Annotated in this window: 17 protein-coding genes; 11 read left to right on the top strand and 6 right to left on the bottom strand. The window is 36.8% G+C overall.

What is annotated here, in order from left to right; translation table 11 throughout:
- Positions 1-30: 30 nt before the first annotated feature.
- Genes HX109_RS15845 through HX109_RS15835 form a run of 3 tightly spaced genes read right to left on the bottom strand, consistent with a single transcriptional unit; the run spans position 31 to position 2,031 of the window.
- Complete coding sequence (locus HX109_RS15845) at positions 31-570, bottom strand: RsmD family RNA methyltransferase (protein WP_178953817.1); 540 nt, start codon at positions 568-570, stop codon at positions 31-33.
- On the bottom strand, positions 570-1,403 hold the full coding sequence (locus HX109_RS15840) for a DUF3822 family protein (protein ID WP_178953815.1): 834 nt from the start codon (positions 1,401-1,403) through the stop codon (positions 570-572). Before HX109_RS15840 ends, HX109_RS15845 begins: the two co-directional genes overlap by 1 nt.
- Positions 1,381-2,031 carry a hypothetical protein gene (locus HX109_RS15835; protein ID WP_178953813.1) on the bottom strand — a complete coding sequence of 217 codons (651 nt, stop codon included), beginning with the start codon at positions 2,029-2,031 and terminating at the stop codon, positions 1,381-1,383. The genes HX109_RS15840 and HX109_RS15835 overlap by 23 nt, the downstream gene beginning before the upstream one ends.
- Positions 2,032-2,140: 109 nt before the next feature.
- On the opposite strand from HX109_RS15835, the gene HX109_RS15830 reads away from it, so the two are divergent.
- The 6 genes from HX109_RS15830 to HX109_RS15805 are packed head-to-tail and all read left to right on the top strand — an operon-like array spanning position 2,141 to position 7,332.
- On the top strand, positions 2,141-3,565 hold the full coding sequence (locus HX109_RS15830; RefSeq protein ID WP_178953811.1) for an ATP-dependent RecD-like DNA helicase: 1,425 nt from the start codon (positions 2,141-2,143) through the stop codon (positions 3,563-3,565).
- A 43-nt stretch (positions 3,566-3,608) separates the two neighbouring features.
- Positions 3,609-4,175, top strand: a complete 567-nt coding sequence (locus HX109_RS15825) for a DUF4126 domain-containing protein (protein ID WP_178953809.1) — start codon at positions 3,609-3,611, stop codon at positions 4,173-4,175.
- 51 nt (positions 4,176-4,226) lie between these two features.
- Positions 4,227-4,955 (top strand): 3-deoxy-manno-octulosonate cytidylyltransferase, encoded by a 729-nt coding sequence (gene kdsB, locus HX109_RS15820; protein ID WP_255462717.1) that lies wholly within the window; start codon positions 4,227-4,229, stop codon positions 4,953-4,955.
- The gene (locus HX109_RS15815; protein WP_410504027.1) at positions 4,952-5,644 is read left to right on the top strand and encodes an HAD family hydrolase; all 693 of its coding nucleotides are present in this window, start codon (positions 4,952-4,954) and stop codon (positions 5,642-5,644) included. The genes kdsB and HX109_RS15815 overlap by 4 nt, the downstream gene beginning before the upstream one ends.
- A gap of 57 nt (positions 5,645-5,701) precedes the next feature.
- Positions 5,702-6,784: an iron-containing alcohol dehydrogenase family protein gene (locus HX109_RS15810; RefSeq protein ID WP_178953805.1), complete on the top strand. Its 1,083-nt coding sequence runs from the start codon at positions 5,702-5,704 to the stop codon at positions 6,782-6,784.
- On the top strand, positions 6,784-7,332 hold the full coding sequence (locus tag HX109_RS15805; protein ID WP_178953803.1) for a 1-acyl-sn-glycerol-3-phosphate acyltransferase: 549 nt from the start codon (positions 6,784-6,786) through the stop codon (positions 7,330-7,332). Before HX109_RS15810 ends, HX109_RS15805 begins: the two co-directional genes overlap by 1 nt.
- On the opposite strand, the gene HX109_RS15800 is transcribed toward HX109_RS15805, so the two are convergent.
- From HX109_RS15800 to HX109_RS15790, 3 genes are all read right to left on the bottom strand, one after another.
- On the bottom strand, positions 7,329-8,048 hold the full coding sequence (locus HX109_RS15800; protein ID WP_178953801.1) for a YebC/PmpR family DNA-binding transcriptional regulator: 720 nt from the start codon (positions 8,046-8,048) through the stop codon (positions 7,329-7,331). The two genes, HX109_RS15805 and HX109_RS15800, sit on opposite strands and share 4 nt — an antisense overlap.
- Positions 8,049-8,174: 126 nt before the next feature.
- On the bottom strand, positions 8,175-8,459 hold the full coding sequence (locus tag HX109_RS15795; RefSeq protein ID WP_178953799.1) for a 4a-hydroxytetrahydrobiopterin dehydratase: 285 nt from the start codon (positions 8,457-8,459) through the stop codon (positions 8,175-8,177).
- Between the two features lie 110 nt (positions 8,460-8,569).
- On the bottom strand, positions 8,570-9,115 hold the full coding sequence (locus HX109_RS15790; RefSeq protein WP_178953797.1) for a pyridoxamine 5'-phosphate oxidase family protein: 546 nt from the start codon (positions 9,113-9,115) through the stop codon (positions 8,570-8,572).
- Between the two features lie 78 nt (positions 9,116-9,193).
- On the opposite strand from HX109_RS15790, the gene HX109_RS15785 reads away from it, so the two are divergent.
- The 5 genes from HX109_RS15785 (at position 9,194) to rpsA (ending at position 16,307) form a co-directional block, all read left to right on the top strand.
- On the top strand, positions 9,194-10,564 hold the full coding sequence (locus HX109_RS15785; RefSeq protein WP_178953795.1) for a pyridoxal phosphate-dependent decarboxylase family protein: 1,371 nt from the start codon (positions 9,194-9,196) through the stop codon (positions 10,562-10,564).
- 314 nt (positions 10,565-10,878) lie between these two features.
- Positions 10,879-12,225, top strand: a complete 1,347-nt coding sequence (locus HX109_RS15780; RefSeq protein ID WP_178953793.1) for an ArnT family glycosyltransferase — start codon at positions 10,879-10,881, stop codon at positions 12,223-12,225.
- Between the two features lie 126 nt (positions 12,226-12,351).
- A complete protein-coding gene (locus HX109_RS15775) occupies positions 12,352-13,248 on the top strand; it encodes a LysR family transcriptional regulator (RefSeq protein WP_178953791.1) in 897 nt (298 codons plus the stop codon).
- A gap of 66 nt (positions 13,249-13,314) precedes the next feature.
- Positions 13,315-14,271 carry a YeiH family protein gene (locus HX109_RS15770; protein WP_178953789.1) on the top strand — a complete coding sequence of 319 codons (957 nt, stop codon included), beginning with the start codon at positions 13,315-13,317 and terminating at the stop codon, positions 14,269-14,271.
- A 212-nt stretch (positions 14,272-14,483) separates the two neighbouring features.
- Positions 14,484-16,307: a 30S ribosomal protein S1 gene (gene rpsA / locus HX109_RS15765; RefSeq protein WP_178953787.1), complete on the top strand. Its 1,824-nt coding sequence runs from the start codon at positions 14,484-14,486 to the stop codon at positions 16,305-16,307.
- Positions 16,308-16,442: the final 135 nt, after the last annotated feature.

Below are 16,442 nucleotides of genomic sequence, written 5' to 3'. Positions count from 1 at the left end.
GTATTTTTTAAAATTAAAACTTCAGTTTATTTATTCAAACTCAAAAAAACTGAAGGCACTTCCCCCGTACTTACGTTGCTCTATAAACCCATTACATTTACTTAAATCTGTGTGTTTGGAGTGTTCAATAATTAGTGTTCCCTCTTCGTTTAGTAGATTGTTCTCGTCTACCAGGGTTACAATTCGCATAAATTGTTCGTCAGTAAAATCATATGGCGGATCTGCAAAAATTATATCTGCTGTTTGATTTGTTTTTTCCAAATAGGCAAAAACATCGCTTTTTACAGGTTTGATCGGGAAGTCTAGTTCATCTTTTATTTTGCTGATGTATTTTATGCATCCCGCATTACCGTCTACAGCAGTAATATCGTTAACCCCGCGGCTAGCAAACTCAAAACTGATATTCCCTGTTCCAGAAAAGAGATCTAGAACGGTTATTTCATCAAAATAAAACTGATTATTAAGAATATTAAAAAGTGCTTCCTTGGCAAAATCTGTCGTAGGCCTTACTGGGAGTTTAGCCGGGGCGATAAGTCTTTTTCCTTTATATTTTCCAGATATGATGCGCATTATAGACTATTTAGAAGAATAAACGTATTAGTGTTGGGTGCTATGCTTTTAATGCTTTGGGAAGCTTTATTTAGGGGCTGTAAATGTGCTATTTCCAGATGTCGTATATATTTGTATGCAAGCTCAAAACGTGGGTCTTCCTCTGTAATACTTCCAAATAAATAAGTAGGGGTTTCTTCTGGGTTTAAATCCAATTGTTCAATTGTAAAGAGCAGGTAATAAAGAAAATCTTCTTTTTCCTGGTATTGAAAAGTATTGTAAAGAATAAGTTTTTTTTGGTGCAAAACCACTATCTCGAAGTGCCCATTAGATACATACACATAAACGGTTTCTACATCACTTTTTTTTGCTGCTTTAAACAAGGCTTCCAGTAAAATGGTGGAGAAGTGTTTGTATTCAAAATCCCCAAACTTATCAAACAGGTAATTGTTTATATTGATGAATGGGACATAGACGTTATAGATGTCGTATGTAGATAATTCATCATAATTAATATAATCGTTTTCTAATATCTTAACGTTGTATTTTAGGTAATTGGAGAGGTCACTTTCGTTAAACAATGACTTGGGGACAAATGTTGAAAGTTCATTTTCGTGGATAACATTTACTTTCTGAAACGTAAGATCTTTAAGGCTATCTTTTTCGAACCAAGAGTTTAAATGATCCTCGAGCTCTTTGGGAGTCGCTTTTTTATCGAAAGTAATGGTATCCAGTTTTTCTATTTCATTTTGTGCAGAATCTAGGATACAAAAAGAAAGTCCACTCAAGCTAACTTGAATGGACAGTTCTTTAAAAGTTTTATTAAGTGTATTACTTGTTTTCTTTTGTGTCATAATACGGTGGCCAGTTTGCACTTGTACTTACTTTAGTAAGGCTACCTACTTTAATTTCAGGTCCGTTTACTTCTTCTACCGAAATAGCTGCTTTTTCTTGAGCTACAAGATCTTTAGGCTGATCGTAAAGTAGAACAGATTTATCAACGCTTACTTCAAACACAGGTGCTGTAAATCCGTTCGCATTGATTGTCTTTGCGTTCATCTCAAATTTCTCGTTGTTTTGAGCATACGGGATAGAAGCTAGGTTTTTATAAGAATCGGTTCCATTAAATAAAGAATCTTTAATAGAAACAAAACCTAAGGTATCGATAATCTTAACCTCTCTCTCCATATCAATTTTATACGTTTTATCGTACTCCATAAAAGAAGAGTCTCTCTGCTGCGTAAGTGTAAATTGAGCGGTATCAATAAATCTAATTAATGTTGGGAAGTCCTTGGCGAACTTTCCTGTTACCGTTCTGTAAGCTTCTTGAGCATCTCTAATATCTTTTAACTTATCAATAGCGGCCGAGTATCTTTCTTTTTTGATCTTATCAAATTTAATAGGTCCCATTACCGATTGATAAATTTGATATCCGAAAAAGATACTTAAAAGCCAAAGAGCAATTTGTATTACTGTCTTCATTTTTTAATTTTTGAATTAAAGAGGTTTTACGCAAATCTACAATTTTTTTTCATTCATGAAAGGTATCGCTCAAAAAAACATCAGTAATTTTGGTTCAGAATTAGATTTTATGGACGCGGTATCATTTTACAAATTACTAAAAGAAAAGTTCCCTCACGAGCCAACGTTAAAGCAAGATGTTGTGCTTCAGCAGCTTTCAGATTTTATTTTTTCAGAAGAAAAAAACGAACTCTTCTTGTTAAAAGGATTTGCAGGAACCGGAAAAACAACCATTATTGGCTCTTTGGTAACCAATTTATGGAAAACTTTAAAAAAATCGGTTTTATTGGCACCTACCGGAAGGGCGGCAAAAGTTATTACCAACTACTCGGGCACTACGGCACATACCATACATAAACACATTTACTTTCCCAGAAAAGAAAGGGGAGGGGGCGTTAAGTTTGTGCTTTCTCCCAACAAGAATAAAAACACCCTTTTTATTGTAGATGAAGCTTCGATGATCTCTGATGCTTCTTCCGATTCTAAAATATTCGATAACGGCTCATTGCTCGACGACCTTCTTATGTATGTGTATTCTGGACATAAATGCAAGTTGATCCTTATTGGAGATACGGCGCAGTTGCCACCGGTAAATACACCCTTGAGTCCGGCACTTAACGAAAACACCCTTTCTCTGCATTACAATAAAGAAGTTAGAAAAATAGAATTGGATGAAGTGGTAAGGCAACAACTAGATTCTGGAATATTATTGAATGCGACCAATATAAGGGAGCAAATTCAGAACGACTATGCAGATGAGTTCAAGTTTCAATTGGGTGGATTTAAAGATATTGTAAGGTTGGTGGATGGTTACGAAATTCAGGACGCTATAAACGATTCTTACAGCGAGAACGGAAAAGAGGAAACCGCAATTATTGTAAGGTCAAACAAAAGAGCCAACCTTTACAATCAACAGATTCGGGGTAGAATACTTTTTTTAGAGAATGAATTGGCTACTGGAGATTATTTAATGGTAGTAAAAAACAACTATTTTTGGTTGAAAGCCACTTCCGAGGCTGGTTTTATTGCCAATGGGGATATAATTGAAGTTTTGGAGATATTTGCCATAAAAGAATTATACGGTTTTAAATTTGCAGAAGTAAAGGTGCAAATGGTAGATTATCCCAATATGAAACCTTTTGAAACGGTTTTAATGCTCGATACTTTGGAGGTGAATTCCCCTTCACTTTCTTATGAAGATGGGAATAAGTTATATCAGGAAGTGATGAAGGATTATGAAGAGGAGACCTCTAAATACAAGAAGTTTCTAAAAGTAAAGAACAATAAGTATTTCAATGCTTTGCAGGTTAAGTTTTCGTATGCCGTTACCTGTCATAAATCCCAAGGGGGGCAGTGGAATACTGTTTTTGTGGAACAACCTTACTTACCCAAAGGGGTAGATCAAGATTATTTGCGTTGGTTGTATACCGCGGTCACTAGGGCAAAAAATAAATTATACCTTATTGGTTTTAAAGACGATTTTTTCGATCATTAATTTTAACCTAAAAATCCTTACTTTTATATAAAAGGTTTAGAGAATGACAGCAGAAACAATTATTAGTATTTTTTTGGGGATCGGTTTGGCGGCATCGGCTGGATTTCGAGTGTTTCTTCCTTTGTTTGTGTTAAGTTTGGCAGCACATTTTAATATAATTGATTTAAGTACCGATTGGCAGTGGATAGGTTCTATCGCGGCCATAATTACACTTGGCGTGGCCATGGTGTTAGAAATTTTTGCGTACTATATTCCTTTTGTAGATAACACTTTAGACGCTTTGGCAGTTCCGCTTGCCGCCATCGCTGGAACAGCGGTTATGGTTTCCACAATTGCCGATCTTTCTCCAGTAGTAACATGGTCTATGGCAATTATAGCAGGTGGAGGTACCGCAACTTTGGTAAAAGGAGCTTCAGCAGGAACCAGATTGACTTCTACAGCCACTACGGCTGGTTTAGGCAATCCGATTGTTTCTACCGTTGAAACAGGAAGTTCGATATTCATGTCGGTTGTCTCTATTTTTTTTCCAGTGATAGCTATTGTGCTAACAATCATAATATTAATGATGATATTTTGGTTTTATAGAAAACTCAAACCCCGCAAGACCTAAATTCTCAATTTTATCTCTTATTTTTGTTTATTAAAGAATTGTTGAGAACCTATGAAGATTATTTCAATGATACCGGCAAGATATGCCGCTTCTCGTTTTCCGGGAAAACTAATGCAAGATCTCGGTGGCGAGACTGTAATTCTCCGAACCTACAAAGCAGCTGTTAATACAGGTCTTTTCGACGATGTTTTTGTAGTTACCGATAGTGATATTATTTTTAAGGAAATTGAAAGTAATGGCGGTAAGGCGATAATGAGTATAAAGGAACACGACTGCGGAAGCGACCGTATTGCAGAAGCTGTCGAGAAGATGGATGTCGATATTGTTGTGAATGTGCAAGGTGATGAGCCTTTTACAGACCGAGAAAGCTTAGCGAAGGTAATAGAGGTGTTTAAAGAGGATGTCGATAACGAAATTGATCTTGCTTCATTAATGACAAAGATTGAAGATTGGGAGGAGATAAATAATCCAAATACCGTTAAAGTGATTACCGATAACCGGGATTTTGCGCTCTATTTTTCGCGTTCCCCAATTCCTTATCCAAGGGATAAAAGTGTTTCGGTGACCTACTTTAAGCATAAAGGGGTTTACGCTTTTAGAAAGCAGGCCATTGTTGATTTTCAAAAATTACCGATGCTTTCTTTAGAAGCCACTGAAAAAATTGAGGCCATTCGGTATTTAGAATATGGAAAGAAAATAAAGATGGTTGAAACCGATTCCGAAGGTATAGAAATAGATACCCCTGAAGATTTGGAACGTGCTAAAAAAGTGTGGAAATGAACAAGGAAGCAATAAAGGTAATTGGTTTTGATGCCGATGATACCCTGTGGGTTAACGAAACATATTTCCGCGAAGCAGAGCAAGAATTTGCTAAACTCCTTTCTAATTACGAAACTGAAAATAAGATAGACCAGGAGCTTTTTAAAATGGAGATGGTGAATTTGGAAATTTATGGATACGGCATTAAGGGTTTTATGCTCTCAATGATAGAAAGTGCCATCGATTTATCAAATGGCCGGGTGGATAATGCAACCATTTCGAAAATTCTTCATCTAGGTAAAGAGATGCTTTTAAAACCAGTGGAAGTTTTGGATGGAGTAGAAGAGGTTTTAAAATCTTTGGTGGATAAGTACCGCATTATTTTATTAACAAAAGGAGACTTGTTGGATCAGGAAAGAAAGCTGGAAAAATCTGGGTTATCAAAATATTTTCATCACATTGAAGTTTTAAGTGATAAGAAAGAAGAGAATTATAAGAATTTACTAGAACATTTAGAGATTAACGTAAAGGAGTTTTTAATGGTTGGTAATTCCTTAAAATCAGATGTTCTGCCCATTGTAAATATCGGTGCGCAAGCCGTTCATGTGCCATTTCATACCACTTGGGCTCACGAAATGGTAAAAGAGGAAGAGACTAATGGCAGTTATAAAACAGCCGAACACATAAAAGAGATTTTAAATTGGCTGTAATGCCGTTTTAAGAAATAGATTGAGAGTAAACAAAAGATATAAATTCAAAAAGCATACATGAAGTACAAGAATTTTCCAATGGTTCCAAGAGTGGTTTTTGGACGAGGAAGCTTTAGTCAACTTAAAGAAATATTAATGCCAAAGCGAAGAAATGCGGAGGCTCCTTTTATTTTTTTGGTAGACGACGTTTTTGAAGATGATAAGAAAATGCTATCGAGAATACCGTTGATGTTTAATGATCAAATTGTTTTTATTCCTACTGAAGAGGAACCGAAAACAGATCAAGTAGACGTTTTAGTGGATAGAATTAAAGATTCAAATAGTGAAACCCCTTCTGGTATTATTGGAATTGGTGGGGGAACGGTAATGGATTTAGCCAAAGCGGTTGCCATTATGCTTACGAGTCCAGGAAAGGCAGAAGATTATCAAGGATGGGATTTGGTGAAAAGGGAAGCGGTTTATCACGTTGGTATTCCTACTATTAGCGGTACAGGGGCAGAAGTATCCAGAACTACCGTTTTAACTGGACCCGAAAGAAAACTCGGTATTAATTCAGACTTTACCCCGTTCGACCAAGTGGTGTTGGATCCTGAACTTACAGCTGGAGTGCCAAAAGACCAATGGTTTTATACTGGAATGGATTGTTTTATACATTGTATAGAATCGCTTAATGGTACATATTTAAACGCCTTTAGTCAGAGTTACGGAGAGAAAGCTGAAGAACTTTGTAAAGAGGTTTTTTACAACGGAAACCTTTCCGAAGAAGAATCTCAAGATAAACTTATGATGGCTTCGTGGCACGGCGGCATGAGCATTGCTTACTCCCAAGTGGGGGTGGCGCACGCTATGAGTTATGGTCTTTCCTATGTATTGGGAACAAAGCATGGTATTGGAAATTGTATTGTTTTCGATCATTTAGAAGAGTTTTACCCAGAAGGGGTGGCTATCTTCAAAAAAATGAAGGAAAAGTATCAAATAGAATTGCCAACTGGTATATGTGCCAACCTTACCGATGAAGAATTCGACACTATGATCAATGTTTCCATGGGTATGGATCCGCTGTGGGAAAATGCGTGTGGCGAGAATTGGAAAGAAAAAATTACGCCTGAAAAACTAAGAAGCCTTTATGAAAAAATGTAATGGGTAAAATTTCTCGTTGGATTTTTCAAAGGGTTTTGGGATGGAAGCTTAAAGGGAGTTTTCCATCTTTGAACAAATACATTATAATTGTCGTGCCACATACCAGCTGGCACGATTTTTATATTGGGGTATTGGTGCGCAGCATGGTGAATATCCCAATGAACTTTGTAGGTAAAAAAGAACTGTTTGACACTCCGTTTGGTTGGTACTTTAAATGGATGGGAGGTGCCCCGATTGATAGGTCTAAAAGTAACAATACGGTAGACGCTGTTGTGAAATTGTTCGAGCAGCGGGACGAATTCCGATTGGCACTGGCCCCAGAGGGAACCCGTAAAAAGGTTAAAACATGGAAAACCGGATTCTATTTTATTGCCAAAGCGGCCAAAGTCCCAATTGTGATGGTCGCTTTTGATTATAGAAATAAAGATGTTCGTGTGGAACCTCCTTTTTATCCATCAGATAATATGGAAACTGATTTTAATTTCATGTATTCTTACTTCTCCGGAGTGGAAGGAAAAATACCTGAATATTCCTTTAAAAAAGATTAATCTTCAGATTCTTCCATGGTGTGATATACATTCTGTACATCGTCGTCCTCCTCAATTTTTTCCAGTAATTTTTCAACATCGGCAGCTTCTTCTGCAGATAGTTTTTTAGTTACTTGCGGAATTCGTTCAAAGCCAGAGGAAAGTATTTCTATATTTCTTTCTTCCAGTTCTTTTTGGATAGCTCCAAAACTTTCAAAAGGAGCATAAATTAATATACCATCTTCATCAGCAAAAACCTCCTCAGCCCCAAAGTCAATCATTTCCAGCTCTAGTTCCTCAGGATCAATTCCTTCTGAAGGAATTCTAAAATTACAGGTATGGTCGAACATAAATTCCACCGACCCGCTGGTGCCTAAACTTCCATTACATTTATTAAAATAACTCCGTATGTTGGCAACGGTTCTATTATTATTATCGGTAGCTGTTTCCACTAGAATAGCAACTCCATGAGGCGCATAGCCTTCAAATAATACTATTTTATAATCTTCGGTATTTTTATCGGAAGCGCGCTTTATAGCTCTTTCAATATTGTCTTTGGGCATGTTTACCGACTTCGCATTTTGTATAACTGCACGAAGCCTAGCATTGGTATCGGGATCGGGACCTCCTTCTTTTACTGCCATAACAATATCTTTGCCTATACGCGTAAAAGCTTTGGCCATAGCTGACCAACGTTTCATTTTTCTTGCTTTTCTGAATTCGAAAGCTCTTCCCATAAAATTTTTATATTATAATTTCTGAACAAAAATAATTAAAGAGATTAAAATTAGAAAGTTTAAAAGTTGCAAAAATTGAAGGATATTTTAATCATATAAATTCCTGTTTGAATGCATATGGAATACTTATCCTTTAATGATCTCTTCGATTTTGGTGGCTAGTTTAAAATCTTTTTCGGTGATCCCGTCGGCATCGTGTGTATTCAGTCGAATGGTGAGATTGTTGTACACATTGCTCCATTCTGGGTGGTGTTGTAGAGCTTCCGCTTCAAAAGCAATACGCGTCATCATGGCAAATGCATCTGCAAAATCCTTAAAATCTAGGGATGTAACCAAAAATCCTTCTTCATAATCCCAATACTCCAGTTTTTCAATGCGTTCGTTTATTTCTTTTTCGTTAAATGTCTTCATGATATTGTTTTTTATTAGTTATAAAGATAGGAAGTTATCAAGCAATAATAGAATGCTGTTTTCTAAAATAAAGTTAATTACAGCAAATGTTTGGGAGGAGGAAGGGAAATTTATGGAACGATATAACTGCCTTCCCATTGGCTTTCTTCTTTGGAGAAAAGAGCGCGCACGTGTTTATCTTTTTTTAATTCCAAATACTCTATTTTAGAGGGAATAATGTGCACAATGGCAAAATGGTTGGAGGTATCCAAATACTCAATCATTTCTGGATCTTTAACCTTGCTTCCCGGTTCTTGGGTGGTGCGATAGTCATTTTTGGAAGCTTCTTTCATTTTTTTCCAAGCCTTGCTAAGTACTTTTTCATCCTGCTCTAAAAATGCCTTCCCATCAATTTTTAATTGAAGCATATCGTTGTGATTAAAGAAAAGTAAGCAAACGTTATTGTTTTCTTTTAAATGGGTAACTTTTTTAGACCTTCTATCGGTAAAAAGGGAAATGGTAAGATCGTCTTTCACATTTCTTAGCACAACGGTTCTTAAACGCGGACTATTGTTAATGCCAATAGTGGCCATGGTAAAATACCTGAATGGGTGTTTTACATCTTTAGTGGCTTCTATTAAAGCCGACTTGGCGGTTTGGAAGAGTTCTTTGGTCACTGTTAAGCTTTTGTATAAAGATAGCAATTTCTAGGGAAAACAGAACAAAAGATTACCTTTGCAAAAAAGAGATATTGTATGCATAACATAGATATGGATTCCGTTGAAATGACCCTAGATGTCATGAAATACGCTTTAAATAGAATAACCATGATCTCCCCAGAGCTCGGGAAACCTAAAAAGGAGGAAGAGCTACGCGCTTTGGTTGGCGAAACCGTTACCGAGAAGGGGATAGGAGGGGAAAAAGCATTTCAGCTTTTTAAAGATGTATTGATTAAAGCGACTGTTCCCATAGATCATCCTCGACATTTGGCTTTTGTACCTGCATCTCCCACACGTGCCTCGATTATGTTCGATTTGGTAACCTCTGCCTCGAGTATTCACGGGGCTTATTGGATGGAGGGTGCCGGCGGTATCTATTGCGAAAATGAGGCCATGCGCTGGCTGGTTTCCCTAACTGGGCTTCCGGAAGGTGCATTTGGTGTTTTTACAAGCGGCGGAACTGCCGCAAATCTATCCGCTATGGTCACAGCTCGTGAAAACTGGAGGAAAGATGAAAATAATATAGGGGAAAAGGGGTTGATTATAACTTCCATCGGGGCTCATTCTTCCGTTAAATCCATGGCAAAGGTAATAGATGCCGATGTAATGCTCATTGAAACAGAGGATTCCATGACAAAAGCCGATTTACAAGCGAAGATTGCTGATTTAACAGAGCATCAAAGAAAAAGATTATTTGCAGTGGTGGCCACGGGAGGTACTACTAATGCTGGAATTATTGACGATTTGGACGGAATTGCTGAAATATGCGAGCAGGAGAGCCTTTGGTTTCATGTGGATGCGGCCTACGGCGGTGGAGCCTTGGCTGCCGATTCGGTAAGACACCTGTTTAATGGGATAGAACGTGCAGATAGTATTACCATAGATCCCCATAAATGGTTGTTCTCACCGTATGATTGCGGAGCCATAATCTATAAAAATCTGGAATTGGCCAAAGAAGCGCATGCACAAGAGGGCTCTTATTTAGATATATTTAAAGATGAAGGGGCGGAAGGTTTCAATCCGTCCGATTATCAAATACAACTTACAAGACGTGTAAGGGGATTGCCACTGTGGTTTTCTTTGGCGATGCACGGAACGGATAAGTACAAATGGGCTGTGGAAGAAGGAATTAATTTGGCGAATTTGGCGGGAAGGTTGATAACAGCTACCGATCACGTGGAATTAGTTCGCGAACCAAGCCTTTCGTGTGTGGTCTTTAGAAGAAAAGGATGGTCTCCTGATGATTATCGAAATTGGACATATAAAAACCATAGGGATGGGTTTGCTTTGGTGACCCCCACCAAATGGCGTTCGGGAGATACTTATGAAACTGTTTCCCGTATGTGCTTTATCAATCCAGATACCACAGAAGACGATATTATAGCCATTTTGGATTCCATGAAATAAAATTCTCAAAAACCTTTTATTCAAACGAAATTGCAAAGTAGTAAGTAGTGAATTCTGATAAGGATACACAGAGAGTGAGTTTATTTTTTTATTGTGCTATGCTTCTTGTCACTGGCTTTGCAATTTCTTTTTTCTCCAATCACTTTAGTATTTTAAATAATCTTCTAATCTAGGGGTGCGCTGAAGAAAACCGGAGCTGATTGGATTAGTTTTTGGCTGAGAGATAAATCATTGCGGTTTGATTTATAAAGACTTACATTTGTTAGATAAGTCATTAACCATTGAAACTACCCTCTATCTCGATTCCGAAAAATGTGTTGAATGTTGCAATTTTATGTTTTGTTGCAATTATCATCATTGCTTTTTTGAAGGCTGCACCAGAATGGGAGGATGCTGAACAGGCTTATTACTCGCAATGGTTTCGGTTGGGATACAACGATCAGCCGCCTCTCTATACGTGGATACAAATTTTGGTAAATAAAGTTTTGGGATTAAATAGGCTTTCTTTGGCAGCCTTACGTGCTTTTTGGTTTGCTGGAACGCTAATGATGCTTTATAAGCTTTCTTATAAAATCCACAAGAATATTAATTTGTCGGCATTAACCACCTTTCTGGTTTGTTTAATTCCTGTTTTTATAGATTTTAATTTCCGAAGGCTTACCCATACATCCATGATGTGTTTTATGTGTGTTTCCCTTTATTATTGGTTTTATAGACTAAGGGAAGATAGGAGTCTATTAAATTATATTGCTTTTGGATATATTATAGGTCTCGGCTTGCTTACCAAATACAATTTTGTCTTGCTCCTGCCTGTTTTTATGATTTTACCTTTTTTAGATGAAAAAACTAAAATAGTATATCAAGACATTAAAATACTTTTAAGTTTTCTCGCTTGTCTTTTAATTATAGCACCACACCTTTACTGGTTGATCGATAATGCTGCATTTTTATCGGAGATAACCCATAGCATGCGACTTAAAACAAAATCAAATAATTATGGAGGGGTTCCTGTTCTAACTCCTGCATTGGCATTTGGTAAAAGTTTTATAAATCTATTTTTACCGCTTTTATTGTTGTTTACTTTTCAATTTTTTCGAAAGAAATTAGCTCTAAAAAAGGTTATTCCCGAATGGTTTGAACAAGCATTTTGGTGCCAGTTTATCTTTGCATTGATATGTTTTGTTGTGATCAACTCTTCTAAAGTTTCTGGCCGCTGGTTACTCCCGTTATTTTTACCTTTTTTGGTTTTATTAACTGCTAAATTACAACCTGTAAATATTAGAATTTGGAATAAATGGAGTAGTAGGTTGTTTTATATTGTTATCCTTTTCCAGATAATAAGAACTCCTGCAGAAGGATTTTTGGGTATAAATTCATCAGTGCAGCATTCTTTCGAGCGGTTAAATGAAAAACTTAACAAGGATTTTTCAAATAAAAGTTGGGTTTTGCCAGATGTAACTTATGCGGGAAGTATTAAGCTTTACCAACAGGATCGAATAATTTATGCGGCAGATGATTTTACGCTTCCGAAGAATGAGCTAGACAGCCTCCAAACCGTTTATGTTTTAAAAGAAAAGAAACTTGGATTTGTCTTAAAAGACAGCATCATTGGATTTGGAGCTGAAAAAGAAGATTTGTTTTTATGCCTTAAGTTACCTTAAAATATTTTGATGTAAGTTGAAGGTGTTAAAGTATGGCTTTTTGTCTATTTCGGGTTCTTATGAATAAATATTGATGTACACCTGAATTCTCAATTCTTAAATTAATTATTACATTTGTTTATAACGATGGATTATAAACTTCAAATTTTTTTAAAAGTTGCCGAGCGTCTTAGTTTTTCAAAAGCCGCTCAAGAGCTTCACATTTCTCAACCAGCGGTGACGCGTCATATTAAATCCCTCGAGGATTACTACAATCAGAAATTATTTGAACGCAAGGGAAATAGTATAGAGCTTACCCGGGCAGGAAGTTTACTGTTTGAAAAAGGGAATGAAATTATCGGTATTTACAAGGGCTTGGAGTTTGATATGAATGCATTGATCGATAAAACAGAGGGTGTTCTGAAAATTGCGGCCAGTACCACCATCGCCCAATATATTTTACCGGAAGCATTGGCACTTTTTAAAAAAAGATATCCAGATATAAAGATGGTGCTCAATAATGCCAATACTGCTCAAGTAGAGAGAAATGTTCTTGATAAAACAGCCGACATAGGCTTTATAGAAGGCGTTTCCAGGAACAGGGAGCTTTCTTATAAAACGTTTTTAAAGGATGAGATTGTATTGGTGTTTTATAAAAACCATAAGCTCTTCAACGCTAAGCAAATCTCATTGGATAAGCTTAAGGGAACACCTTTGGTGCTGCGGGAAGAAGGCTCTGGAACGCTAGAAGTGATCACAAGCAAATTGAAAAATTCAGGTTTGGAACTTTCTAATTTTAAAATGGAAGTGCAGTTGGGGAGCTCAGAAAGTATAAAATCTTATTTAAAAGGCTCCGAAGCGTGTGCGTTTCTCAGTGTTTATTCCGTTTTAGATGAATTGACTTCTGGGGATTTGGGGATTGTGGATATCGAAGATTTCTCAATAGAACGAATTTTTCAAACCATACAATTGCAAGGGGATCACACTTCCATAGCTCAAGTTTTTATGAACTTCTTGGAATATCATTATAACATAAAGTTATAGTGTATTCGTTTTTAGCATTTGATTGACATTACTGAAGGCGGTAGCTTTGCATCAGAAAATTAGAGGATGATGCTTTCAGAAACAACTTCAAATAAATCGAATAAAATCACCAAATGGATATGGATGGGTGTAGCCATCTGTTGCACTGCTTTTTTGGTTTCACCGCCTGTAGCTCTAGGGGTAGGGATAGTATTGGCGCAGTTTATAGAAAATCCTTTTCCTGTTTTAAATCACAAAGCGATACAGTGGCTTCTTAAAATAGCTGTTGTAGGATTAGGTTTCGGGATGACCGTAAATAGTGCCATATCTGCCGGAAAAGAAGGTTTTTGGTTTACAGCAGGTTCAATTTTTACCACATTATTACTTGGTTTAATTCTCGGCAAAGTCTTAGGGATCGATAAAATAATAGCGCAACTTATTTCGTCTGGAACTGCTATTTGCGGTGGGAGCGCCATTGCAGCCATTGCACCTATAGTAAAAGCCAATACCAAGCAAATTTCCATTTCAATAGGGGTGGTATTCCTTTTAAACTCTTTAGCATTGTTTCTGTTTCCACCCATTGGTCATCTATTGCATATGACGCAACATCAGTTTGGGCTGTGGAGTGCCATTGCCATTCACGACACCAGTTCTGTGGTAGGCGCTGCAGATGCTTACGGAAATGAAGCTTTGGCAATGGCAACAACGGTTAAATTAGCTAGAGCGCTGTGGATACTCCCCGTTTCTTTGGTGTTTGCATTTCTTTCCCATGGTTCCATTAAAAAAATCAAAATACCTTATTTTATCGGTTTGTTCATTTTAGCTATTATATTGAATACTTACGTGCCTCAAGTTAGTTCCATTACCCCATGGATAGTTTCTGGATCCAAAATAGCTTTAAGTTTGGTTCTTTTTGTTATTGGGAGCACTTTGGACTTCTCTTCCTTAAAAAGTGTAGGGACTAGGCCTTTATTCTTGGCAGTTGGTATTTGGGTATTTATTTCGGTACTTTCTTTAATCGTTATATTACATACTGGGGCTTAAGTATTTAAGTTGTTTTTCTTCTAAAAACGAAAGAATGCTCAAAAAGTCTTTAAACATTTGAAAATCAAAAAATAAGTTGTAAATTTGCACTCCTTTTTAGCATACCCAAGAGGGAAAAGGGATTGAAAATCAATTTTTTATACAAACATCTTCTGTATTTAAATATTGCTAACCTCTTGATTTAGATCAGAATACAAATTTTTTATCAGCACATGGCTGAAACTAAAGAAACACAAAAAGCGCAAGCGGCAGAATCTAAAGCTGCTGAAGCAAAAACTGAAGTAAAAGAAACTGTTTCTCAAGAAGAGTTTCTTAAGAACTTTAACTGGCACAATTACCAAGAAGGTATTGACCAAGTTGAGGACGAAAAATTAAAAGAGTTCGAAAATCTTGTTGAAGAGAACTTCGTAGACACAGCTGATGAAGAGGTTGTAGAAGGAACTGTGGTTCACTTAACAGACAGAGAGGCGATTATCGATATCAACGCAAAGTCTGAAGGTGTAATTTCTTTAAACGAGTTTCGTTACAATCCAAACTTAAAAGTTGGAGACAAAGTAGAAGTTTTAATCGACGTTCGCGAAGATAAAACAGGTCAGTTGGTATTATCTCACCGTAAAGCTAGAACTATCAAGGCTTGGGATAGAGTTAATGCTGCTCACGATAAAGGAGAGATTGTTAATGGTTTTGTGAAGTGCAGAACTAAAGGTGGTATGATTGTAGACGTATTCGGTATCGAAGCGTTCTTACCAGGATCTCAAATTGATGTGAAGCCTATTCGCGATTACGATGCGTATGTTGGTAAAACAATGGAATTCAAAGTGGTTAAAATCAACCATGAGTTCAAAAACGTTGTTGTTTCTCACAAAGCGCTTATCGAAGCAGATATCGAAGAACAGAAAAAAGAAATCATCGGACAGCTTGAAAAAGGTCAAGTTCTTGAAGGAACCGTTAAGAATATTACTTCTTACGGGGTATTCATCGACCTTGGTGGCGTAGATGGTCTTATCCACATTACAGATCTTTCTTGGTCTCGTATCAACCACCCGAATGAGGTTGTTGAACTTGATCAGAAATTAAACGTTGTAATCTTAGACTTCGATGATAACAAGTCTAGAATTCAATTAGGTCTTAAGCAATTACAGAAGCACCCATGGGAAGCTCTTGGAGATGAAGTAAAAGTTGGTGATAAAGTTAAAGGTAAAGTAGTTGTTATTGCAGACTACGGTGCGTTTATCGAAGTTGCTGATGGTGTTGAAGGATTGATCCACGTTTCTGAAATGTCTTGGTCTACACACTTACGTTCGGCTCAAGATTTCGTAAATGTTGGAGACGAAGTAGAAGCAGTAGTTCTTACATTAGATCGTGAAGATCGTAAGATGTCTCTTGGTATCAAGCAATTAACGCCAGATCCATGGACAGATATTACTTCTAAGTACCCTGTAGGTTCTAAGCACACAGGAATTGTACGTAACTTTACAAACTTTGGTGTATTTGTTGAATTGGAAGAAGGAATTGACGGATTGATTTATATCTCTGATCTTTCTTGGACTAAGAAAATTAAGCACCCATCTGAATTTGTAAACGTTGGGGACAAGTTGGAAGTAGAAGTGTTAGAATTGGATGTTGAGGGACGTAAGTTAAGTCTTGGTCACAAACAAACTACAGAGAACCCTTGGGACAAGTACGAAACAGAATTTGCTGAAGGAACTGTTCACAATGCAGAAATATCTGAGATTGTAGACAAAGGAGCGACTATCGACTTCAACGAAGATATCGTTGCATTTGTACCTTCTCGTCACTTAGAAAAAGAAGATGGTAAGAAGTTGAAAAAAGGAGAAACTGCCGATTTCAAAATCATTGAGTTCAACAAAGAATTCAAGAGAGTAGTAGCTTCTCATACAGCTATCTTCAAAGAAGAAGAAGAGAAAAATGTTAAAGCCGCTGCAAAACGTAGCAACCAAGCTGAAAAAACAACACTTGGTGATGCTAACGCAGAGCTTCAAGCATTGAAAGATAAAATGGAAGGGAAGAACTAATTTCCATTTCATTTAAAAATTAAAACCACGCCTTGAGCGTGGTTTTTTTATGGTTTTATTTTGTTTAAATTTTCTTTCTAAAAAATAAGTTCAAATCATGTTTACTTTTATAAAAACAATCACTGTCCAATGGAT

Source organism: Galbibacter sp. BG1 (assembly GCF_013391805.1).
Lineage (GTDB): Bacteria > Bacteroidota > Bacteroidia > Flavobacteriales > Flavobacteriaceae > Galbibacter.
Note: the sequence above shows the minus strand (reverse complement) of the source record. Positions and strands in the feature narration are given on the sequence as shown.